This window comes from Paracoccus sp. (in: a-proteobacteria) (assembly GCF_046289755.1).
GTDB lineage: Bacteria > Pseudomonadota > Alphaproteobacteria > Rhodobacterales > Rhodobacteraceae > Paracoccus.
In genome coordinates, this window is sequence record NZ_JBKBVD010000009.1 from 11,768 (window position 1) to 34,554 (window position 22,787).

At 65.6% G+C, this 22,787-nt stretch carries 15 protein-coding genes; 6 read left to right on the forward strand and 9 right to left on the reverse strand.

What is annotated here, in order from left to right:
• From dgoD to ACK41U_RS05015, 5 genes are read right to left on the reverse strand one after another with little or no spacing between them, the layout of a single operon-like run.
• Positions 1–1,152 carry a galactonate dehydratase gene (gene dgoD, locus ACK41U_RS04995; RefSeq protein ID WP_409676868.1) on the reverse strand — a complete coding sequence of 384 codons (1,152 nt, stop codon included), beginning with the start codon at positions 1,150–1,152 and terminating at the stop codon, positions 1–3.
• A complete protein-coding gene (locus ACK41U_RS05000; RefSeq protein ID WP_409676870.1) occupies positions 1,149–2,030 on the reverse strand; it encodes an aldose 1-epimerase in 882 nt (293 codons plus the stop codon). Before ACK41U_RS05000 ends, dgoD begins: the two co-directional genes overlap by 4 nt.
• Complete coding sequence (gene araH, locus ACK41U_RS05005) at positions 2,027–2,974, reverse strand: L-arabinose ABC transporter permease AraH (protein ID WP_409676872.1); 948 nt, start codon at positions 2,972–2,974, stop codon at positions 2,027–2,029. The genes ACK41U_RS05000 and araH overlap by 4 nt, the downstream gene beginning before the upstream one ends.
• A 19-nt stretch (positions 2,975–2,993) precedes the next feature.
• Positions 2,994–4,502 carry an L-arabinose ABC transporter ATP-binding protein AraG gene (araG, locus tag ACK41U_RS05010; protein WP_409676874.1) on the reverse strand — a complete coding sequence of 503 codons (1,509 nt, stop codon included), beginning with the start codon at positions 4,500–4,502 and terminating at the stop codon, positions 2,994–2,996.
• 48 nt (positions 4,503–4,550) lie between these two features.
• Complete coding sequence (locus ACK41U_RS05015; RefSeq protein WP_409676876.1) at positions 4,551–5,546, reverse strand: arabinose ABC transporter substrate-binding protein; 996 nt, start codon at positions 5,544–5,546, stop codon at positions 4,551–4,553.
• 178 nt (positions 5,547–5,724) lie between these two features.
• On the opposite strand from ACK41U_RS05015, the gene ACK41U_RS05020 reads away from it, so the two are divergent.
• Positions 5,725–6,435: a FadR/GntR family transcriptional regulator gene (locus tag ACK41U_RS05020; protein ID WP_409676878.1), complete on the forward strand. Its 711-nt coding sequence runs from the start codon at positions 5,725–5,727 to the stop codon at positions 6,433–6,435.
• Between the two features lie 4 nt (positions 6,436–6,439).
• Here ACK41U_RS05020 and ACK41U_RS05025 read toward each other — a convergent pair whose 3' ends face one another.
• Positions 6,440–7,486 (reverse strand): glycosyltransferase family 2 protein, encoded by a 1,047-nt coding sequence (locus tag ACK41U_RS05025; protein WP_409676880.1) that lies wholly within the window; start codon positions 7,484–7,486, stop codon positions 6,440–6,442.
• 385 nt (positions 7,487–7,871) lie between these two features.
• Here ACK41U_RS05025 and ACK41U_RS05030 point away from each other — a divergent pair, with 385 nt between their 5' ends.
• A complete protein-coding gene (locus ACK41U_RS05030; RefSeq protein WP_409676882.1) occupies positions 7,872–10,100 on the forward strand; it encodes a hypothetical protein in 2,229 nt (742 codons plus the stop codon).
• 40 nt (positions 10,101–10,140) lie between these two features.
• Here the strand turns inward: ACK41U_RS05030 and ACK41U_RS05035 are convergent, their stop codons facing one another.
• Positions 10,141–11,493 (reverse strand): hypothetical protein, encoded by a 1,353-nt coding sequence (locus ACK41U_RS05035; RefSeq protein WP_409676884.1) that lies wholly within the window; start codon positions 11,491–11,493, stop codon positions 10,141–10,143.
• A 355-nt stretch (positions 11,494–11,848) separates the two neighbouring features.
• Between ACK41U_RS05035 and ACK41U_RS05040 the strand changes: the two genes are divergently transcribed.
• Genes ACK41U_RS05040 through ACK41U_RS05050 form a run of 3 tightly spaced genes read left to right on the forward strand, consistent with a single transcriptional unit; the run spans position 11,849 to position 16,294 of the window.
• Positions 11,849–14,047, forward strand: coding sequence for a glycosyltransferase family 2 protein (locus ACK41U_RS05040; protein ID WP_409676886.1), 2,199 nt, complete (start codon positions 11,849–11,851; stop codon positions 14,045–14,047).
• A 40-nt stretch (positions 14,048–14,087) separates the two neighbouring features.
• Complete coding sequence (locus tag ACK41U_RS05045; protein ID WP_409676986.1) at positions 14,088–15,254, forward strand: nucleotide sugar dehydrogenase; 1,167 nt, start codon at positions 14,088–14,090, stop codon at positions 15,252–15,254.
• Positions 15,254–16,294, forward strand: a complete 1,041-nt coding sequence (locus tag ACK41U_RS05050) for a GDP-mannose 4,6-dehydratase (RefSeq protein WP_409676888.1) — start codon at positions 15,254–15,256, stop codon at positions 16,292–16,294. Before ACK41U_RS05045 ends, ACK41U_RS05050 begins: the two co-directional genes overlap by 1 nt.
• 20 nt (positions 16,295–16,314) lie before the next feature.
• On the opposite strand, the gene ACK41U_RS05055 is transcribed toward ACK41U_RS05050, so the two are convergent.
• Together ACK41U_RS05055 and ACK41U_RS05060 are read right to left on the reverse strand one after the other, a co-directional pair.
• The gene (locus ACK41U_RS05055) at positions 16,315–18,672 is read right to left on the reverse strand and encodes a hypothetical protein (RefSeq protein ID WP_409676890.1); all 2,358 of its coding nucleotides are present in this window, start codon (positions 18,670–18,672) and stop codon (positions 16,315–16,317) included.
• A 104-nt stretch (positions 18,673–18,776) separates the two neighbouring features.
• Positions 18,777–19,220, reverse strand: a complete 444-nt coding sequence (locus ACK41U_RS05060) for an Lrp/AsnC family transcriptional regulator (RefSeq protein ID WP_409676891.1) — start codon at positions 19,218–19,220, stop codon at positions 18,777–18,779.
• 135 nt (positions 19,221–19,355) lie between these two features.
• Here ACK41U_RS05060 and ACK41U_RS05065 point away from each other — a divergent pair, with 135 nt between their 5' ends.
• Entirely contained in the window at positions 19,356–22,784 is a 3,429-nt protein-coding gene (locus ACK41U_RS05065) for an indolepyruvate ferredoxin oxidoreductase family protein (protein ID WP_409676893.1), read from the forward strand.
• Positions 22,785–22,787: the final 3 nt, after the last annotated feature.

The following is a 22,787-nucleotide window of genomic DNA, read 5'->3' on the forward strand; positions in this document are numbered from 1 at the left end:
TCACCACTCCGCGACCGAGCCGTCTTCGTGTCGCCAGACCGGGTTGCGCCAGCGATGCCCGGTTTTCGCAGCCTCGATCACGGCCTCTTCGTTCACCTCGATGCCCAGACCCACGCCCTGCGGGATGGCCACCATGCCGTCGGCATAGGCAAAGACGCCCGGATCGACCAGATAGTCCAGCAGATCGCGCCCCGGCCCGTTATAGTGGATGCCGAGGCTTTGCTCCTGAATGAACGCGTTATAGCTGACCGCATCCACCTGCAGGCAGGCGGCCAGCGCGATCGGCCCAAGCGGGCAATGCGGCGCCAGCGCCACGTCATAGGCCTCGGCCATGGCGGCGATCTTGCGGCATTCGGTGATGCCGCCCGCATGGCTCAGATCGGGCTGGATGATGTCGACCACGCGGCTTTCCAGCACCTGCCGGAAATCCCAGCGCGAATACAGCCGCTCGCCCAAGGCGATGGGCGTGGACGAGCCCTTGGCGACCTCGGCGATGGCGTCCAGATGCTCGGACAGCAGCGGTTCCTCGATGAACATCAGGCGGAACTGTTCCAGCTCGCGGATCAGGGCCTTGGCCATCGGGCGATGCACCCTGCCGTGGAAATCGACGCCCAGCCCGATATGAGGGCCCACAGCGGCGCGGACCGTGGCCAGTGTTTCGACCACCGCGTCGATCCTGGCGTGGCTGTCGACGATCTGCAACTCCTCGGTGCCGTTCATTTTCAGCGCCCTGAACCCGGCCGCCACCGCCGCCTGCGCCGCCCCCGCCACATCGGCGGGGCGATCGCCGCCGACCCAGCTATAGACCTTGATCCGGTCGCGACAGGGTCCGCCCAGCAACTGATGCACCGGCTGGCCATAGGCGCGGCCCTTGATGTCCCACAGCGCCTGATCGACGCCCGCGATCGCGCTCATCAGGATGGGGCCGCCGCGATAGAAGCCCGCGCGATACATGACCTGCCAGTGATCCTCGATCCGCAGCGGGTCCTGCCCGATCAGGTAATCGGCCAGCTCGTGCACGGCCGTTTCGACCGTGTGGGCGCGGCCCTCGACGACGGGCTCGCCCCAGCCGCTGATCCCTTCATCGGTCTCGATCTTCAGAAAACACCAGCGCGGCGGCACGATGAAGGTCTTGAGGGCGGTGATCTTCACGACGGGTCTCCGGCAATGGCCCCGGCGCCGGGGGTCAGAATGATGGTTCCGGCAAGGGTCTGGCCGGGGGCAAGGGGCGTCAGGCCGCCCGGATCGGGCAGGGACATGGCGCCGGGCAGATGGCTCATGGGTTCAAACGCGAAAAAGCTGTCTGCCGCAGGCTGGTACAGCTGATAGTGGCGAAAGACCGGGTCGGCGGATATCGTCAGCGACAGGTCCTGTGCGGGCCAGTCGATCCGCGCGTCACCGGTCCAGCCGTCAAACGCGGTGTTGATGCGACGGGGCGGCAAGGGGCGGGGGGCGGCGAAATCCAGATCGCCCCGGACCGGGCTGCGGGTGGCGGGCAGATGGTCCGGCCCCTCGGTCCAGATCCCGGTTGCGGGGGCCCGCAGCACGCCTCCGGCAGGAAAGAACGGGTGCCAGCCAAGGCCGAAGGGCAGCGCCCTGTCGCCGGTATTCGTCACCGACAGGGTCATGCGCAGGCGGTCCGGGTCCAGCTCGAACACCTGCCGGGCCAGATAGTGATGGGGCAGGCCGCGGCCATCATGGTGATGGCACAGCCGGGCAGAGGAGGTCCCGGCGCTCTCGACCGTCCAGACCGACTGCCAGCCCGCGCCGTGCAGATGCAGCGGTTCGGGCGGGGCATTCGGCGTCAGGTGATATGTGGCGCCGCCGTGGTCAAACCGGTTATCGCGCACCCGGTTGCCCCAGGGGACCAGCGGAAAGCAGGCACTGTCCCCCGGCGCGGCCCCCTCGGCCGCAGGCCGCATCAGCGCGACACCGCCACGCCTGAAGTCGAGAATCACCCCGCCCCGCGCCCCGATCCGCAGCGTCAGATCGCCCGCGCGCAGATCCAGCCTGTCGCTGAAATCTTTCATCGCCGCATCCCGCTGGAACTGCGCAGATTGTCCAGCAGCACTGCGAACAACAGGATCACCCCGCGCACAACATACTGATAAAACGCCTGAATGTTAAGCAAATTCATGACGTTCTCGGCGATGCCCAGAATAAGGACACCGATGATCACCCCGGTCATCGTGGCCCGTCCGCCCGCCAGCGACACGCCCCCCAGCACGCAGGCCGAGATGGCGGCCAGCTCCAGCCCCGTGGCCGCATTGGGCTGGCCCGAAGTGATGCGCGAGGCCAGCAGCACCCCCGCGATGGCGCACATCACGCCCTGAATGGCAAAGATGATGATGCGGGTCTGCACGACCTTGACGCCCGCCAGCCGCGCCGCATCCGGGTTGCCGCCGATGGCCAGCGTGTTGCGGCCAAAGACGGTGCGGTTCAGGATCACGCCAAAGGTGACAAAGGCCAGAACCAGCACGATGATGGGGGTGGGGATTCCAAAGACGCTGGACAGGGCGATGTTGTAAAAGCCCGGCTCCTTCACGCCCACCGCGCGCCCGTCGGACACCAGCAACCCAAAGCCGCGCACGATCTGCATCGTGGCCAGCGTGGTGATCAAAGCGTTGATGCCGATCCGGGCGATGATCACGCCGTTGATCATCCCCACCGCCGCCCCGGCGACGATCGCGCCCAGAATGCCGACCGGAATGTTGCCGGTGGCATTGGTCACCATCACGGCAATCATGCCGGTAAAGGCCACGGTCGAGCCGACAGACAGGTCGAAATCGCGCGTCGCCAGACACAGCATCATCGAACAGGCCACCAGCCCGATCGTGACCGAGGCCTGCAGCAGCCCGATCACATTCCGGGTCGACAGAAAGTTCGGCACGAACAGCGACACCAGAACCAGCGCGATCGCAAAGATCACCAGCAGCCCCTGTTCGCCCAGAAGGATTTTCCTGATCGTCGTCATCTTGTTGGTCTCCGGGGTCTCAGGCGGCGGTTGCGCCTTGCCCGTCGGGCAGGGCGGCGGCCAGCAGGGCCTGTTCGCTGAACGTGTCGCGGGTGAATTCGGCGTGGATGCGGTGCTGGCACATGACCAGCACGCGGTCGCAGATGCCCATGATCTCGGGCAGTTCCGAGGACACGACAAGGATCGTCATGCCCTGTTCGGCCAGCCCGTACAGCAGGTCGTAGATTTCCGATTTCGCGCCCACGTCGATGCCGCGCGTCGGCTCGTCCACGATCAGCACGCGCATGCGTTCCTCGGCCAGCCAGCGGGCCAGAATGACCTTTTGCTGGTTGCCGCCCGACAGGTTCGCGATGTCCTGATGGCGCGAGGGCGTGCGCACGCGCAGGCGTTTGATCTGGGCTTCGGCCACCTCGGCCTCGCGCGCGGGGCGCAGGAAGCCGCCGCGCGACCACAACCTGCGGGCCGAGATGGTGATGTTTTCCTCGATCGAACGACCGTTCAGGATGCCGTCATGCTTGCGGTCTTCCGAGCAGTATCCGATGCCGCGCCGGATCGAGCGGCTGGGATCGGTGGTGCCATAGCTTTCGCCATCCAGCGTCACGCGGCCCGCCCGCGCCGGATCGGCGCCATAGATCAGCCGCATCAGTTCGGACCGGCCCGCGCCGATCAGGCCGAAAAAGCCCAGGATCTCGCCTTTGCGGGCGGCAAAGCTGCCCGGATGGGACAGCCGGTCGCCCGCCATGCCCTCGACCGTCAGGCGCACGTCGCCCAAGGGGCGGGGGCGCCAGTTCCAGATGTCGGCGATTTCGCGGCCCACCATCTCGGACACGATCTGCGCGCGCGTCACGCCCTCCAGCGTGTTGTGATGGGCGGCCAGTTTCCCGTCGCGCAGCACCGTCATGCTGTCGCAGATCTGGAAAATCTCGTCCATGCGATGCGAGACATAGAGGATCACGGCGCCCTGAGCCTTGAGCCGCGCGATCATCGCAAACAGCACCGTGCTTTCGCGCGAGGACAGCGACGAGGTCGGCTCGTCCAGCGCGATCACCCGCGCGCGGACCATGACGGCCTTGGCCACCTCGACCATCTGGCGCGCGCCAAGCGGCAGGTGGGCCACCCGCGCGCCCGCATCGACGACGATGCCGAAATCGTCCAGCACCGCCTGCACATCCGCGATCATCCGGGCCCGCGAGATGAAGCCCGCCCGCGACGGAATGCGGCCCAGATACAGGTTCTCGGCTACGGTCAGGTCAGGCACCAGCTGCAGTTCCTGATGAATGACGGTGATGCCGTTGTCCGAGGCATCGCGAACCGAAGCGAACTGCTGCGCCACCCCGTCGATCACGATGCTGCCGCAATCGGGCTGCTGGTCGCCCGACAGGATGCGGATCAGCGTCGATTTGCCCGCGCCATTCTCGCCCATCAGCCCATGGACCGCGCCCCGGCGCACGCCGAAGCTGACATCCTCCAGCGCGGTGACGCCGGGATAGGTCTTGGTGATGCCGCGATATTCGAAATGATGATCCATGCGCCCCCCAAAGGCAGGGGCCGGCCCGCAAGGGGCCGGCCCGGCCCGTCACTCGATGCCCAGATCCGCCAGCACCTGCTGGTAATCATCGCGGGTGGCCAGCGTGCCCGAGGTCAGGGTCAGCAGCTCGGGCATGGCGTCGTTGGCGATCCATTCATACATGTTCATCGCCGTCTCATAGCCGTGCCGCTTGGGCGAGATGACCACCGTGCCAAAGAACCCGGTGGCATCGGGGCGTTCGAATTCGTTGATCGCGGATGCGGCACCGCCGATGCCGACGCCGATCATGTCACCCGCGCCGATGCCCGCGCCCTCGGCGGCCCGTACCGCGCCCAGAACCGCCTCGTCGTTCAGGCCGAAGGCGATCCAGTGCTTGATGTCGGGGTGCTGGTTCAGCACCACGGTCGCGGCGTTCAGCGCGGCCTCGGTGTCGGTGCGCGATTGCGGGGCGTCAAAGATATTGGCCGCCGGAAAGCCCGCCGCCGTCAGCGCATCCACCGCGCCGCCGGTGCGGTCGACCGCTGTGGGCAACTGGTCATAGGCGATGCGCAGCGCGCCCACCTGATCCATGGACCAGCCGCGCGCGGCGATTTCGGCGGCGATGGCCTCGCCCACCGTCTGCCCGATCTTGCGGGCAGAGATGCCCATATGGACGACATCCTCCATCTCGGTGCCCGAGGCGTCGACCAGCCGGTCGTCCACCGTCATCAGCTTCAGCCCCGCCGCATTGGCCCGCGCGACGATGGCCGGGCCCAGGTTCACGTCGGGCGTGCAGACGACGAAGCCCTGCGCGCCCTGCGCCGACAGGTTGTCGATGGCCGCCATCAGTTGCTCGCCATCGCTGGCGCCGATCTTGATGACGTCAAAGCCCGCCTCGGCGCCTGCCTGATCAGCGAATTTCCATTCGTCCTGAAACCAGGGCTCTTCGGGCTGCTTGACGATAAAGCCGATCTTGACGTCCTGCGACAGGGCGCCGGTGGCCATTCCGGCCAGCGAAACAAGCCCCAGGCCAGCGGCCAGGGCGACGGAATTCAGGAAACGCATGACTCCTCCCACGGATCAAGGTCACGATAACCCGGGCAAGCTAGCACAAAGATCAGTGCAGTCAATCCTGTGGTATGACAATTAAACCGGATGGACAGACTTGTACATTTGGCGCCCGGCTGCTTTGCTGTGGACGGTGGGCCGATCGCCCGCCGCTGCAACCGACCGACAGGACATCATGGCCGACATCACCAGAAAACGCCCCCGTGTGCGCATCGACATTCAGGCCGATCTGGCCCGCATGATTGCGGCGGGCGACGTGATGCCCGGCCAGCACCTGCCGTCCGAGGCCGAGCTGTCGCTGCGCTTTGGCGTGTCACGCACGGTCGTGCGCGAGGCGATCAAGGGGCTGGAGGCCAAGTACATGATCCGCTCGCGCCCGCGCGTGGGCACGGTGGTGCTGCCGCGCGACGAATGGGCGCTGCTGGATGCCGAGGTGCTGGGCTGGGTGGCCGATTACCTCGATGTGGCCGCCTTCGCCGATGCCGTGCTGGAGGCCCGCCGCGCGATCGAGCCTGCGGCGGCAGAACTGGCCTGCGCACGGGCCAGCCTGTCCGATCTGGCACAGATCGAAAAGGCGCTGGAGCAGATGGCGCAGGCGGATGGCGACCCCGAGGCTTTCACCCGCGCCGATCTGGCCTTTCACGAGGCGCTGCTGCGGGCCAGTCACAACCCGGTCTTTCTGCAGTTCATCCACTCGATCCGGGCGGGTCTGAACCTGATGCTGCTGGCCTCGAACAAGTCGGTCGATGACTATACCCGGACCGTGGAATCGCATCGCGCCCTGCTGGATGCGCTGGTCAGCCGCGACGCTGCGGCCTCGCGTCAGGCCAGCATCAACATCCTGAACCGCGCCGAGCAGGACCTGCACGCCCATCGCGCAGAGTGATGGATCAGGCCTTTGCGGCCTCCATCTGCGCGGCGCGCATGGCAAACAGGCCGCGCAGCAATCGCGACTGCATCTCGATCGGCAGCGATCTGCTGGGCGGCGTCTGTACGATCCGCGCATAGAGATAGAACGGATCGGATTGCTGCATCAGCGATGCGATCCGCTGGCGGCGCCAGGCGACGCCCTCATCGTGCAGCCGCCTCAGGTCGGGATCGGACAGCAGTTCGGCCATCGCTTCGGCTGTGGCAGCCTCGTGGCGCAGGATGCTGCGATCCTCGACCTCGTTGAAATTGCGGTCGATCCAATAGGCCAGATCAATGGGATCGTCCGAGTGGTTGGGCTTGCCGCGCGCCGATTTGACCAGAAAGTTCTCGACCGAGCCCACCGCATAATGATTGATCTGCGCCAGCTGATAGCGCGGCCGGGTGTGCGGGATGATCGTTCCCGGAACGGGTCCTGCCGTGCCGCCATTGTCGTCGACCCAGACCGGCGGCGATGCGTCCGGGTTTTGCGGGCGCTGCGGGCGATGGATGCCCATGCGCGGATGGCGGCCGTCGTTGCGATAGAGCGCCTTGAACTGAACCGCGCGCCACGGCCACAGCATCTGCGCGGGCGCGGCGGCGGTGAACTGACGGGTGACGGGAACATCCTCGAACGCGATCCTGCCATTGGCACCGAACATCCGCCAGCCGATCAGAAACCCGTCCGCATCCGGGCGTGCGGCCAGCAGGTCATCCACGCGGCCTTCGCCCGCGTGAATGTTCAGAAATTCGTCGACATCCGTGACAAACAGCCATTCGGATTTCTTGACCGCGCTGTGATTGGCGGCCCGCTTGAGGGCCGTCCACTGCACCGGGCGCTTGCCCCGGCGCGGATTGGGCAGATGCGCCACCAGCCCCATCTGCTGCAGCCGGTCCAGCATCACATCGGTGCCGTCTTCGCAATCATTTGAGAAAATGACAAAGAAATCAAATCCGATCGCGCGGTGATAGGCCAGCCATTCCAGAATGAAGGGCGCCTCGTTGCGCATGGTGGTAACGATGGTCCGCATGAATGCCCTGTCAGTCGTGTCCCCCGGCAGAGCGCTACAGTCTTGTCTGCCAATGTCAATCCAGCAGCCGTCGCCTTGCCCGGCACAAGGTCCCGGTCGGTCTAATGGTGCAGACAAGATCTGATAACTGTCTGACAAATGGCGCAATTCGTGTCGGAAAATGATGCGCGGGCCGCTGAGTTCTTGATGGCACGCGGCAGTTTCCTGTAAACGGAACAGGTATCATCCGTCTTTGCACGGCCGGGACACCCGAAGCCCGGCCGCATCACCAACTGATGGTCTGTGTGTAGAAATGTTGAAGGACCAGATGGAGCCGACCCTGGTTTCGTGCCCATCTGCGTCGGCAAGAGGTCGTTCCGCGTGTTTTTTACAGTGAGGCTTTAAGATGCCGAGTGCCCGTGAAGTCGGAACCCTCTGGATTGGTGGCAGGCTGAGCTGGCTGGAACAGTTGTGCCTGAAATCATTCGTCGATCAGGGCCAGAAGATCACGCTGTTCCACTATGACGACATTCCGAACGTCCCCGCCGGGGTCGTCTGCCGCGACGGGCGCGAGATCATCGACACGGATGATTTCATCAAATACGAGAAAAAGAACAGCTACGCGCTGTTTGCCGATCTGTTCCGGCTGCATATGATCTGGAAAAATCCGCGCATGATCTGGGTGGATACCGATGTGTATTGCCACAGGCCGCTGGAGTACGATGACGACTATGTCTTCGGCTACGAGCTTCCCGACAGCGCCCGCGTCAACAACGCGGTTCTGGGGCTTCCCGCTGACAGTCCCATTCTGAAATCCATGCTGGAATTCACCGAGGACAGATACTCGGTCGCGCCATTTCTGTCCCGCAAGGATCAGAAGGCGTTTTCCGATCTGCGGGCGGCGGGCAAGCCGGTCCATGTCAGCCAGCAGCCCTGGGGCGTCTGGGGGCCGATGATGCTGACCCATTATGTCAGGACATTCGGGCTGACGGATCGGGTCCAGCCACAGCAGGCGTTCTATCCGGCCTCGTTCCGCGAACGGGTCGTTTTCAACCGCGCGGCCCATCTTGTCGAAGGCGCCGTCACCCCGGAAACGACAGGGCTGCACGTCTGGGCGTCGAACAAGCGAGAGCTGGGAAACCACCACCTTGGCCTGCCGCCGACCGGATCGTGGTGGGAAAAGGCGCTAGCGCGGCACGGGATCAATCCGGCACTGGCGCCGATCACGGGGCGCAACACGACCTCGTTCGATACCGCGCTGCTGGAGCAGGTGCCGACAGTCGCGGGCACGCTGATGGATGTGGGGGGGCGGTCGCCCGCGCTGGTCATCTCGCTTCATGCGCGCGACGACTGCGCCGTACATGTTGTCGATCTGGACCAGAAGGGGCAGTTCGGACAGCAGCCCGACGCGATGCGGGCCTATGTCACCACGCTGACGGACAGGGGCGTCGATCCCGAGGCGATCCGGGTCATCTCGCGCGAGGCGGATCTGGTCGGGGCGGATGTCGTGCTGTCGCTGAAGGGGTTCGGGGACAGTGCGAAGATCAAGCATATCACGCCCATCCTGCAGCGCGGGCTGCATGCCGACAGCAGGCTGTATCTGGATATCCGCAAGGGCTCGGGCGCCTATCCCTATCTGCGGCGGTTCGGGGTGACGGAAACCCTGACCGAGCTTGACGGCCCCGAACTGCGCCGCGCCGTGATGCGGCCCAATCCGCCCGCACCTGAAGCCGATATGGCCTGGTCCGAGATCGCGCAGGGGCTGGCGGGGGCGGACGGGTTCTTCACCGAAGGTCCGAAGGGGCACAGTTTCCTGCATGTCCCCCGCAGCAGCGACGTTCTGGTCGTCACCTTCGACAACCTCGACATCGCCATGAACAAGCGCACGGACCGCAGGCCGTGGGGCTATGATTTCATCGAAAAGCAGGGCTGGTCGATGCTGGGCGTGCTGGCCGGTGGCTGGACATGGTACCGCGAGCCATGGGTTGCGGAAACCTTCGACCGCCTGCGCGATGATGGGTTCTTTCGCCGCTACAAGCGCGTCGTGTTCTATGGCGCCTCGATGGGCGGCTATGCGGCGGCGGCGTTCAGCGCCGCCTGTCCGGGGGCCGATGTGGTCGTGATCAGCCCGCAATCGACGCTGGACAAATCCGTGGTGCCGTTCGAGACGCGCTATCACACGGCATGGGGCTTTGACTATTCGGGGCCCTATGGCGACGCCGCCGAGGCCAGCCGCGATGCGCGGGCTGTCACCATCCTTTATGACCCCTACGAGCCGCTGGATTCGGGGCATGTCGCGCGCTTTACCGGCGACAATGTCATCAAGCTGCGCTGCCCGCTGATGGGCCACAGGCTGGGCTCGGCCCTGTCGCAGATGGGGTTGTTGTCACGGACCATTCTGGCGGCTTTGTCGGGCACGCTGGAGCCCGCGAACTTTTACCGCGATCTGCGCGCACGCCACCGCTTTGCCCGCTATCAGAAAGAGCTGTTCCGCCGCGCACTGGTCCGCAATCGCCCCGATCTGGCGCGACGCGTCGGACGATGGGTGCTGGCGCATGGCGACAACCGGGCGATCAGGCTTGGGATGGCGACGCTGGACGGCAAGGCGCCGACGCAGGCGGACAAGCCCGCCTGAGACCGCCACCCCCTGCCATGCCGCCCGGCAGGGCAGGGGGTCAGCCGCCGATGGTGATCCAGTCGGTCATGCGCCGCGCCATGTCCCGGCCCTCGGGCGAGTCGGGATTCCGGATCGCCAGAAGACCGGCAAGCTCGCTCCCCGACAGTCCGAGGACAAAGCGCTTCATCGCCGCGCGACCCTCGGACGAGACCAGCGGGCCAAAGAACCCCCTGAAGCTGCGCCGACCTGCCTTGCCCAGACACAGCCAGACCATCGTGCCCCCCAGAACCGAGGTCAGCCCGTCCTGACAGGTCAGTGCCGACAGGCAGGCATGGCGCATCAGATCCGGCAGATCTTCGGGGCGCAGGCAGCCGCCGTCCAGAACATGCTCGGCCCAGGCCAGATTCATCTTCGCACAGGTGTTCTGACGCAGCCTGCGGAACGGGTCTGAATCCTCGTTCGACAGGGCGAAGAACAACAGATCGGTATGGCGGCAGGCGTCGATCAGCGCCTCGACGTGATCCTCGCAAAAGCGGCCCTCGCCCTTGGCCAGCAGGCCATTCACCTGATCGCGCAGCCTGTCAAAGCTGACGGCCGTGACCGCCTCGCCCGTCCGCGCCATGCCGCCGCCCTCAAGCCACTCGGCGGCCTCGGCAAGGCGCAACCCGCCACAGGTCAGCCGATGCTCGCACAGCTGCGCGGCGCCGGCGTCCTCGCCTGCGGCCAGCGGATCGAGTGAGATCAGCGGGAGGCCGCGCAGATGGGCCAGCACAGATCCGGCGGCCCAGGCCTCTTCGTGGCGCCGCAGCAGCGGCGATGCGGGCGCAAGCGTGTCGGGCAGGCCAAGCGACACCGCCGGATCGCGTGCCAGCGCGCTCCAGTCTTCAAGGAAATAATGCGCCATCCCGGTCGGCCGGAAAACTGCGGGAGAGGGCAGGGCATAGGGCGCCCCGGTGACCGTTTCGTCATCGGCATCCATCCGCACCAGACAATCGGTTCTGACGTGGTGAAGATGCGGCCAGCACAGCGCCTGCCCATAGAAGCCCTCATCGCCGGTCCGCGCCAGCATCGCCTGCATGCGGGCGTCTGCGTGAAAGATCGGCCTGTCCTCGTGATCCTCGATGATCTGGATGACCAGAACATGCTCGGGCGGCAGCGCGGCAAGGCGCCCCGCCAGATAGGCGGGCACGGTGGCGCGGAATGCGGCGCGCGGATCGGCCCGCAGCGACGGCGGCAGGTCACGCCCTTCGGGCCGCGCCGCAAGATCGGTGGGCGAAAGGTGAACGGCGCTGGCCAGCCCCGCGGCCAGCGCCTCGGTGCAGCAGTGGCGCGCGCGCGCCTCCTGATCCGAATTGCTTCGGGTGATGACGACAAGATTGACGTGCTGCCAGAAGGCGCGGTCCTGAGCCATAGGGTCCTGTCCCGGATCATCTTCCGGTCGGTGCAGCCAGACCGGACAACCGGCCATGGCCTGTTTGCGATCGCCCGGAGGCGAAACCTGTGCGGCTGATAGTGCCTGACCGGCACGGTGGCAAGCACTGCGGACACACGGAAAGGGAGTGCTGTGAAGAGTTTGTCGTATCCCCTGTGCATGCGCCGGTTCACAGGCTATATATCGTAAGATCTTGAAATTGATATTCTTTATGTGTGTACTTAACCAGATCCTTCGCCGTACCGTCCAGGCGGTGTCTGTTCCCGTCGACGATGGCGGACAGACCCGTTGCGTAGATGTCATGTCGGTTCTGCCCATGGGGCAGGACGGGCGGATGGCACGGCTGTACCTGCGCGACATGGCCGAATCTGCGCCGCTTGCGCCCGAGGGAACCGGCGGCGTCGTCTGGTCGCGCGTCGTCTCGGGTGCGCCTGTGGCGGACGTGTTGTGCGATGCCGACGGTCAGGTGCGTCTGCCCGTGCAGGGCGTTGACGTCCGCCTTCCGGTCAGCCCGGACGAGACCGCGCTTTTCGCCGGGCGCGATGTGGTCATGGGGCACTGCAATACCGAAACCCCGGTCGTCCTGCGCGACTGGCTGCTGTGGCACCGGCGCCACCACGCCATCGACGGCGCCCTGATCATCGAGCGGGGCAGGCCGGGCACGGCGGATCAGAAGGCGTCCGACCTGCACGATCTGCTGGCGCAGGATCCTGTGGCCGGTGCGGAGCTGCACGGCGTCACCATCGTCATCGTCGATGTCGATTGCCCTCTGGGCGATGCCGGGAAGGGTCACGAAACCCATCCCATGAACGCGCCCGATGCGCCCGGCAAGGACCGCATCGCCGCGCCCGAGCCTGATGCCTGGCACGCGCCCCTGTCCTATAAGCTGCTGTTCGACCTGATGCGGCACCGGTTTCTGGCGCGCGCCCGCGCGGTGGCCAATCTGGAAGTGATGGACCTCGTCTCGCCCCTGCCCACCGGCGCGACCATGTTTCAGCAGGCCCAGCTTGCGCCGATGGGCATTACCGCGCTGCGCGGGACGCGGGCCTATCCGTGGAGCCTGCGCAAGGACGCCGATGCCAGCTTTGGCGATCACATCTGCATCCGGTTCGATGACAGTTCGGGTGACTGGCGGTGGTGCGTGGCGCCGGGCCATCTGCCCGACGGCGCGATCTGGATGCGAGAGCGGGTGCTGGGCGCCAAGGCCTATCCGCGCGCGCTGGCGTTCCACCGGTTCATGGCGCTGCGCTATGGCCGCGCCGGCGATACAGGCATCGGCCAGATCGTCCCCAAGACCAGCCTGATCGAAGACAAGGCGTTGCTGGAGCTTGCGCTGGCGGCAGGCGCAGAGCCCTTGCGCCAACCGCAGGAACTGCCGGTCGAGGCCCGTCTGGACGCGGATGGCAACCCCCTCGGCGACCGGGTCTGCATCGTCACGACGATGAAGAACGAAGGCCCGTTCATTCTGGAATGGATTGCCTATCACCGGGCGATCGGGGTCGATGATTTCCTGATCTATACGAATGACTGCACCGACGGGACCGACAGCTTCCTGCGGCTTCTGGAGCGCAAGGGTCTGTGTCAGTGGCGGGACAACCCCTATCGGCAGGTGAGGATGAAGCCGCAGCATGCCGCGCTGGATGCCGCCAATGACGAGGATCTGGTCCGGCAGGCGGATTGGTCGATCTGCATGGATGTCGACGAATATATCGCCATCCACACCGGCGACGGCACATTGCGGACCCTGTTCGAGGCCGTGGGCGGGGCCAACATGATCTCGCTGACATGGCGGCTGTTCGGCAATAACGACATCGACCAGTTTCGCGATGGGTTCATCACGCAGGACTTTACCCGCTGCGCCCGCGCCTTCGCCAACAAGCCGCATCAGGCCTGGGGGTTCAAGACGCTCTATCGCAATATCGGGCTGTTCCGGAAAATGGGGGTCCACCGTCCCAAGGGGCTGCTGCCGACAGCGGTGGACCGGATCAGATGGGTCAACGGCTCGGGCAAGCCGCTGCCAAAGAACCAGTGGCGCAACGCGTGGCGGTCGCATTCGGGCACCTATGGCTATGATCTGGTGTCGCTGAACCATTACGCCGTGCGCTCGGCCGAGAGCTTTCTGGTCAAGCGCGACCGGGGCCGTGTCAACCATGTCGACCGCGATCAGGGCATGGCCTACTGGTTCCGCATGAACCACAACGTCGAGGAGGATGCGCGCATGGCCCGCATCCTGCCGCCTTTGCAGGCTGAATACGACCGTCTGCTGGCCGACCCTGAAATCCGCGCCGCCCACGAGGCCTGCGTCGCGGCCCACCAGGCGAAGATCAGCGAGCTGAAATCTCAGCCGAAATATCAGGCCTTTCATGCCGAGCTGACCAGTCCGCGGCTTCGGAAACTGTCGCGCCTGCACGGTCATTTCGGCTCGAACGTCTATCTGGCGGGGCCGCAGGCGATCCCCGACGAGGTCGTGGGCCGCGATCCGCACAGCGAGTTCTTTTTTACAGTCGCAGAGGTCGACCAGACCCAGCACTGATTTTCTGTTTTTTAACGAGTGAGCGAGTATGGCAAAGAAAGTGAACATCACGGTCGTCGGACTGGGCTATGTCGGCCTGTCCAACGCTGTTCTTCTGGCGCAGCAGCACAGTGTCCGCGCGCTCGAAATCAACGACGACCGCGCGGCCATGGTCAACAGTGGTCATTCGCCCATCGAGGATACCGAGATCAGCGCCTTCCTGACCGGGCGGGAACTGGATCTGCGGGCGGTGACAGATCCTGCCGCAGCGCTGCCCGGCGCCGATTTCGTGATCATCGCCACGCCCACGAACTATGACAGCCAGACCAACCGCTTCGACACCTCCAGCGTCGAGACGGTCATCGCGCAGGCCCGTTCTCATGCGCCGGACGCCACGATCGTGGTGAAATCGACCGTTCCTGTCGGCTTCGTCACCCGGATGCGCGCTGAACACGGAACCGATCACATCCTGTTTTCACCTGAATTCCTGCGCGAGGGCAGGGCGCTTTATGACAACCTTCACCCCTCGCGCATCGTGGTGGGCGACCATTCCGACGCCGCCCGTCGCTTTGCCGATCTGCTGATCGAAGGGGCAGAGGCCACGGATATTCCGGTTCTCTTCACCAGCCCGGTCGAGGCCGAAGCGATCAAGCTGTTTTCAAACACCTTCCTCGCCATGCGCGTGGCGTTCTTCAACGAGTTGGACAGCTATTCCATCGCCCACGGCCTGAACACGCGCGAGATCATCGAAGGCGTCAGCCTCGATCCGCGCGTGGGCGGGCACTACAACAACCCCAGCTTCGGCTATGGCGGCTATTGTCTGCCCAAGGACACCAAGCAGCTTCTGGCGAATTACGACCGGGTGCCGCAGAACCTGATCGCCGCGATTGTGCAGTCCAACCGCACCCGCAAGGACTTTATCTCGGACCTGATCATTGCCCGCAAACCCCGCGTCGTCGGCATCCACCGGCTGGTGATGAAATGGGGCTCGGACAATTTCCGCGACAGCTCGATCCAGGGAATCATGAAGCGGATCAAGGCCAAGGGGATCGAGTGCATCGTCTATGAGCCGGTGCTGGACGACAGTCATTTCTTCAACAGCCGCGTCGTCCGTGACCTGTCGGCCTTCAAGGCCGAGGCGGATCTGATCGTGGCCAACCGGAAAAGCCCCGACCTTGCCGATGTGCCGGACAAGGTTTTCACCCGTGACCTGTTCGGAGTCGATTGATGCAGACCATTCTCGTGACCGGAAGCGCTGGCTTCATCGGCTTTCACCTTTCGCAACTGCTGCTGGCCGAAGGCTACCGTGTCATCGGGTTTGATAGCCATAATGACTATTATGTAACCAAACTCAAATCCGACCGCGAAGCACTTCTGATCGACCACCCGAACTATACCGCTGTCTGCGGGCAAGCCGAAGAGCCGGGTTTGCTGATGGACCTGTTTGCCACCCACAAGCCCTGGGCCGTCATCCATCTGGCCGCGCAGGCAGGCGTGCGCTATTCGATCGAAAATCCGAGATGCTATGCCGAATCCAACCTGATGGGCAGTTTCGAGCTGCTGGAGGCTGCGCGCGTCCACAAGCCCGCGCATCTGATGATGGCGTCGACCAGCTCGGTCTATGGCGCGAATACCGAGATGCCGTATCGCGAGACCGATCCGGCTGATACACAGATGTCGTTCTACGCTGCGACCAAGAAGTCGACCGAGATGATGGCGCACAGCTACGCCCATCTTTTCGGGCTGCCGGTGACCATGTTCCGGTTCTTCACCGTCTATGGCCCGTGGGGCCGGCCCGACATGGCGCCCTATCTGTTCACCTCGGCCATCTTTGAAGGGCGGCCCATCAAGGTCTTTAACCACGGCGACATGCGACGCGACTTTACCTATGTCAGCGATCTGGTCCGTGGCATCCGGCTGTTGCTGGACGCGGTTCCGGGGACGGTTCCGGTCGATGGCGATAGCCTGTCCCCGGTTGCCCCCTGGCGCGTGGTCAATATCGGCAACGGCGAATCCGTGCAGCTTCTGGATTTCATCGCGGCCATCGAACAGGCCGCCGGGATCAAGGCGCGCAAAGAGATGCTGCCGATCCAGCCCGGCGATGTCCCCGCCACCTGGGCCGATACCAGCCTGTTGCGCAAACTGACCGGGTATACGCCCCGGACCTCGGTGCAGGAGGGCGCGCGCGCCTATGTCGACTGGTTCCGGCAGTATTACGTGACGAATGAGGCCCTGTGCCCGCTGCGGACGGGTTCCGTGCGGGGTTAGGCCGTAACGTCATGCGGGCGTCAGGGTTGGTTGCTGCGCCCGCAAAAGGTCTCAAGCCGCGTCAGTTCCCCGGCGATCTTGGCGCGGTGATGCAGGAACTGCGCCCACAGCGCCTGTGGATCGCGGCGCTGAAGTGCGGCGATCAACATCTCGTGGTCGTTCTGGAAATGTGGTGTCGACCAGTCCTCGATCTGTTTGCGGGTCAGGCCGGGCGACGTTGGCAGACCGGCATGTGGTGGCGGCGCGGCGGCGCGGTTCCGGATCTGATCCGCATCCCAGACCAGATCTTCCGCCACCGGCGGGCAGAGCAGCCGGTCCAGCGCGCGAAACTCGTCACAGCGCAGATACCAGCTGAGCGAAACATCCGTGTTGGCCTCGAATGTAAAGACATCGAACGCCTCGCGGCCCATTGCGGCTTCATACTGTCGCCGGGTCTGGGCAAGCTGCTGATCATTGCGAAACATCTGCCCCGAGCGGCGCGCGCTCATCAGCCCCTCGATCGGGCTGGTCAGGAACTGCATGGCCCGCGCCGCCCCCGAGGGCGGCCGGGTCAGCGGCTCGGCAGGAAAGGCGCGGATCCGGATCACCGCGACGCGGGCGCAGTTGGCGGCGATCCAGTTGCGGATTTCGGGCTGATCCAGCCAGCCGGTCAGCAGGTCGATGCCATAGTTGTCGTAATATCCCGCGTCCACCGGGCGCCGGTCGGGAGAGGTCGGCAGCGAAATCGCCGGCGAGACATAGGGAAAGGTCGCGTTCAGCCGCACGGCCGTGGCGATGCTGACCCGGTCCTGACTGCCGCCGAAGGTCCGGAACACCTCGACCGAGGCCTTGTTCTCATCGCCATCTGCCGCATCGGGCGGCAAGGCCCGCCGCCGCAGCGCCATCAGATCCAGATTGGAAAACAGCGCCACGGCCCCCGTCTCGACCAGCATCGGCGACAGGATGACCGAGGGCGCGATCCCCTGCATTTCGGAATGGCGAACCGAGGCAAAGCTGCGCTCCAGCGTGGTCCATTGGCGGTCCAGCACCCGGCCACGGTCATCGCGCGGCCTGCCCGGCCAGATCAGGTGGCCCAGATCGCGGGTGACCATCCGGTGCACGATGGGCGACAGGCTGTCGCGGGCGATCGGGTGCAGGCGCGCATCCCCGTCGGCGGAACCCATCCGCCGCTTTGTGTCGCGGCTGATCCGGTCGGCGATGCCATCGGGCAGCGTACCCTCGGCGGCCATGGCGGCGAAATAGGCGGCGCCGACCATCCCGCCCGAGGCGCCCGTCAGCAGCCGGATGTCATCCGCCAGTCCCGGCCAGCGCCCGCCGGGCCTGCTGTCGGCGATCAGCCGGTCCAGCAGCAACGCCGTCCAGAATGCGGCGCGATAGGCCCCGCCCGAGGTCGCGACCAGCACCAGCACCGGCTTGTCCTGCCGCCCGCTGCTGTGCCGCCGCGCCAGCCAGCCGTTCAGCGCCACAACCGGTGGGATCAGGGCGGGCGCGCTGTCTGACGGCTGCGGCTGCGCGGTCTCGTCCTTGTTCTGTGGGTTCAGAGGTTGGTCATACAGCGCCTCGAACCCCGGCAGGCGATAGCGTGTACGCCCCCGGTTGATGACGATGATCACCACCACCAGCAGCGCCAGCAGAGCTTCGGACCAGGGGCGCAGAGCGTCGGGCAGCAACAGGCCGACAAGAATCACGCCGATGATCAGGCTGAACAGCGACAGGCAGGGCAGCACGCTGCGCCGCCAGAACAGCCAGACCAGCAGGCCCAGATAGGGCGCGGCCACAATCCAGTTGCGTATCGCGCCGGACGCCAGCGGCGCGATCAGCCATGCCAGCAGGGCCAGCGCCGCCCCCATCACGCAGCCGATGGCCGTGCGCAGCATCTCGGCCCGGATTGCGCGGCCGTCGCGGGTGGTGAAATCTGCCAGCTGCCGGCGCAGCTCGGTCCAGCTTGCGACAAGCACCAGACCCGCCGCGACACTCAGCGCGACCAACAGCCATATCCCGCCCCGTGGTGCAGCCTGCCGGTCAAACAGCAGCGTGGCGCAGCCTGCACAGCCAACAGGCCGAGGGATATGGGCCGCGATCCAGAACAGCCCGAAGGTCGCGACAAAGCCAAAGCCGGACCACAGCGCAGGGCTGGCCAGCGCCAGATGCACGGCCTGTTGGCGGGGTGTGGCGTTTGGGTCGGCGTTCCGGCCGGGCGCAAACACCTGCTCGTCCTCTCGGAAGATATAGGGCAGCCCGACGCCGCGCCCCACCCGCCCGGCAATGGCCAGAAGCACGACCGCCAGCGCCAGAAGCGTGACCCAATGGCCCAGCAACAGCGCGATCTCGGGGGCAAGCAGGCTGCGGGTCGGATCGGGCTGTGTGGTCAGCGACATGGCGCGCAGCTTTCCCCTGGATGCGGTGGTCTGAACGGCGTGGACGCAGCATAGCACAGCGCCGTCTGCGGGTCTGCCTTTGGGATGCGCAGCAAGGGTGCGGCCTAATCCTTGATGGTTTTCAGCACCAGAAAGGTCTGGGCGCCCTTGACCGCAGGCAGCGACAGAAGGTGATCGTCGAGAAAGCGGTTATAGGCGTGCAGGTCGCGGCAGGTGACATGCAGGTGATAATCCGCCGTGCCGGTGGTGGCATAGCAGGCCCGCACCGCATCGGTCGTGCGCGTCATGCGGATAAAGTCCCGCACCAGCGCCTGATCGTGGCGCACTAGGTTCACATGCACGATGGCCTTGAACTGCTGGCCCAGCACCTCGTCATCCAGATCGACGGTATAGCGACGGATCGCGCCTGTCTCTTCCAGCATGCGCACACGCCGCCAGCACGAGGACGGTGACAGCCCCACCCGCTGCGCCAGCTCGGCATTCGAGATGCGGCTGTCCTGACGCAGTTCGGTCAGCAGGCGGGCGGTGATCTCATCCTCGGTCGGCATGGCGTTTCACCTGAAGGCAGAATTCCGGTCAGATTATCCACCATTCGCCCCTGTATCCAGAAGTTTGGCGAAATATTTCATTGCCTGCCGGGTATCCTGGCCGTGCCACAGACCCGCCGCAGCCAGAGGCCACGAATGACCCAGCATCAGACCGGTTTTGAGACCTATCAGTTGAACGACCGCTATGACCGGGCGCAGGGGCGGGTGTTTCTGACGGGCACGCAGGCGCTGGTGCGGATCATGCTGGATCAGGCGCGGCGCGACCGGCTGGCGGGGCGCAATACGGCAGGCTTCGTGTCGGGCTATCGCGGGTCGCCGCTTGGCGGCGTCGATCAGGAAATGTGGCGCCAGAAGGCGCGGCTGGCCGAGGCGCGGATCGAATTCCTGCCCGCCGTCAACGAGGATCTCGCCGCAACCGCGATCCTGGGCGCACAGCAGGCCGTGCTGGCCCCCGACTGTCAGGTCGAGGGTGTGTTCTCGATGTGGTATGGCAAGGGTCCGGGGGTGGACCGGTCGGGCGATGCCCTGAAACACGGCAACGCCTATGGCAGCGCGCCGAGGGGCGGCGTGCTGGTGGTGGCGGGCGATGATCATGGCTGCGTGTCGTCCTCGATGCCGCATCAGTCGGATGTGGCGTTCATGTCGTGGTTCATGCCGGTGCTGAACCCGGCCTCGGTCGCGGAATATCTGGAATTTGGCGAATATGGCATCGCCCTGTCGCGCTTCAGCGGCACATGGGTGGGGTTCAAGGCCATCTCGGAAACCGTCGAATCCGCGCAATCGCTGGACCTGCCCGCCGACCGTGTTTTCGTCCAGCCTGATTTCACCGGCCCGCCGGGCGGCATCCATGTGCGCCTGTCGGACCTGCCCAGCCCCGAGATCGAGACCCGCATCGGCCACAAGCTGCGCGCGGTCGAGGCTTTTGCCGAGGCCAACCCCATCGACCGCCGCATTTATGACCTGCCCGACGCCCGGTTCGGCATCGTCACCACCGGCAAGGCGCATCTGGACACGATGGAGGCCTTGCGCCTTCTGGGTCTGGACGAGGCGGCCTGCCGCCGCTTTGGTATCGACATCTACAAGGTGGGCATGGTCTGGCCGCTGGCCCGCCGCGATGCACTCGCCTTTGTCACCGGCAAGGACGAGGTGCTGGTGATCGAGGAAAAGCGCGGCATCATCGAAAGCCAGTTCAAGGAATATTTCTACGACTGGCCCGGTGCCAAGCCCCGCAAGATGGTTGGCAAGCACCGCGCGGCGGGCGAGCCGTTGTTGCCATGGACGGGCGAACTGAGCCCGTTGCTGCTGGTGCCGGTTCTGGCCGAACGGCTGGCGGTGTTCTGTCCGGGCGAAGGGCTGGCCGACCGCGCCCGCGCATTGACCGAAACGCCCGCCCCCGTCCTGTCGGTGCCCGGCGCCACCCGGACGCCCTATTTCTGCTCGGGCTGCCCGCACAACACCTCGACCAGAGTGCCGCAGGGCAGTCAGGCGGCCAGCGGCATCGGCTGTCATGTCATGGCGGGCTGGATGAACCGCGACACGCTTGGCTATGCGCAGATGGGTGGCGAAGGCGTGCCTCTGGCCGTGGCGCAGCGCTGGAACGGCGGGCGGCACATGTTCCAGAATCTGGGTGAGGGAACGTGGTATCATTCCGGCTCTCTGGCGGTCCGGCAGGCGATCGCGGCGGGCGCGAACATCACCTACAAGATCCTGTATAACGACGCGGTGGCGATGACGGGCGGGCAGCCCGTCGATGGCCCGGTCAGCGTCGAGGCCATCGCACAAAGCTGCCGGGCCGAGGGCGTGACCCGGATCGCGCTGGTCAGCGACCGCCCCGAGGGGATCGACCTGCGCCGGTTCCCGTCCGGCACCACGCTGGATCACCGCAACCGGCTGGATGCGGTCCAGCGCGAGCTGCGCCAGATCCGGGGCGTCACCGTGCTGATCTATGAACAGACCTGCGCCACCGAAACGCGCCGCCGCCGCAAACGCGGCAAGTCCCCGGACCCTGCCCGGTTTGCCGTCATCAACCCCGCCGTCTGCGAGGGATGCGGCGATTGTTCGGTCGCGTCGAACTGTCTCAGCGTCGAACCGGTCGAGACCCCTCTGGGCCGCAAGCGCCGCATCAACCTGTCCAGCTGCAACAAGGATTTCACCTGCCTCGACGGATTCTGCCCCAGCTTTGTCACCATCGAGGGGGGGCAGCGGCGCAAGCCCGCGCCTGCCGGGCTGGACATGGCGGCGCTGCGCCGCGATCTGCCGCACCCGTCGGTGCCCGAACTGGCCCGCCCGTTCGAACTGCTGGTCGCAGGCGTCGGCGGCACCGGCGTCGTGACCGTGGGGGCGCTGATCACCATGGCCGCACATCTCGAAGGCAAGGGCGCCAGCGTGCTGGATTTCACCGGCTTTGCGCAGAAATTCGGGACCGTTCTGGGCTATGTGCGGCTGGCCGCGCGCCCCGCAGACATTCATCAGGTGCGGATCGGGCGCGGCCATGCCGATGCCGTCATCGGCTGCGACGCGGTGGTCTGTTCCTCGCCCAGAGCCTCGGTCCATTACCGCCAGGGCACGCAGGTCGTGCTGAACCGCGCGCCGATGCCCACCGGCGATCTGGTGCTGAACCGCGACGCCGATCTGCGCATCCCCGCGCGCGAAGACCTGATCGCCCAGACTGTCGGTGCCGCGAATCTGCTGGCCTTCGACGCCAACCACATGGCCGAGCGGCTGATGGGCGATGCGGTCTTTGCCAATATCATGCTGCTGGGCGCGGCATGGCAGCAAGGGCTGGTGCCGCTAAGCGAAATGGCCCTGAAACAGGCCATCGCGCTGAACGGCGTCGCGGTGGGAAAAAATTCCACGGCCTTTGATCTGGGCCGCGTGCTGGCTGCCAGCCCTGCGGCGCTGGCCCCGCATCTGACCGATCACACGCCCCCCGCGCCGCAGACCACCGATGAGATCATCGCCCATCGCGCCGGTCTGCTGACGGGGTATCAGAATGCCGCCTATGCACGCCGTTATACCGACCGGCTGGAGGTCCTGCGTGCCGCCCTGCCCCGCGAGGCGCCCCAGACGGTCCTGCGCGCGGCGGCCATATCGCTCTATCGGCTGATGGCCATCAAGGATGAATACGAGGTCGCGCGCCTGCATTCGGACCCCGCCTTTGCCGCGGACATCGCCCGTCAGTTCGAGGGTGACTATACCATCCACCATCATCTGGCCCCGCCCCTGCTGCCCACCGGCACCGATGGCCGGGGACGTAAGCGCAAGACCAGCTTTGGTCCGTGGATGCGGCCCGTGCTGCGCCTGCTGGCACGGATGCGTCCGCTGCGGGGCACATGGGCCGACATCTTCGCGCTCAGCGCCGATCGCAAACTGGATCGCGACCTTCTGGACTGGTTCGAGGGTGTGATGGTGGCCGTGGCGCAGGACTATGCGCGCCTTGGCCCCGGGGCGGCGGAACGCCTGCTGTCGGCCCCGCAAGAGATCCGTGGCTATGGCCCGGTCCGCCACGAGGCCGCCGACCGGGTCCGGGCCGGGGCCGCAGAGCTGCTGGCCGCGCGGCCATAGCGC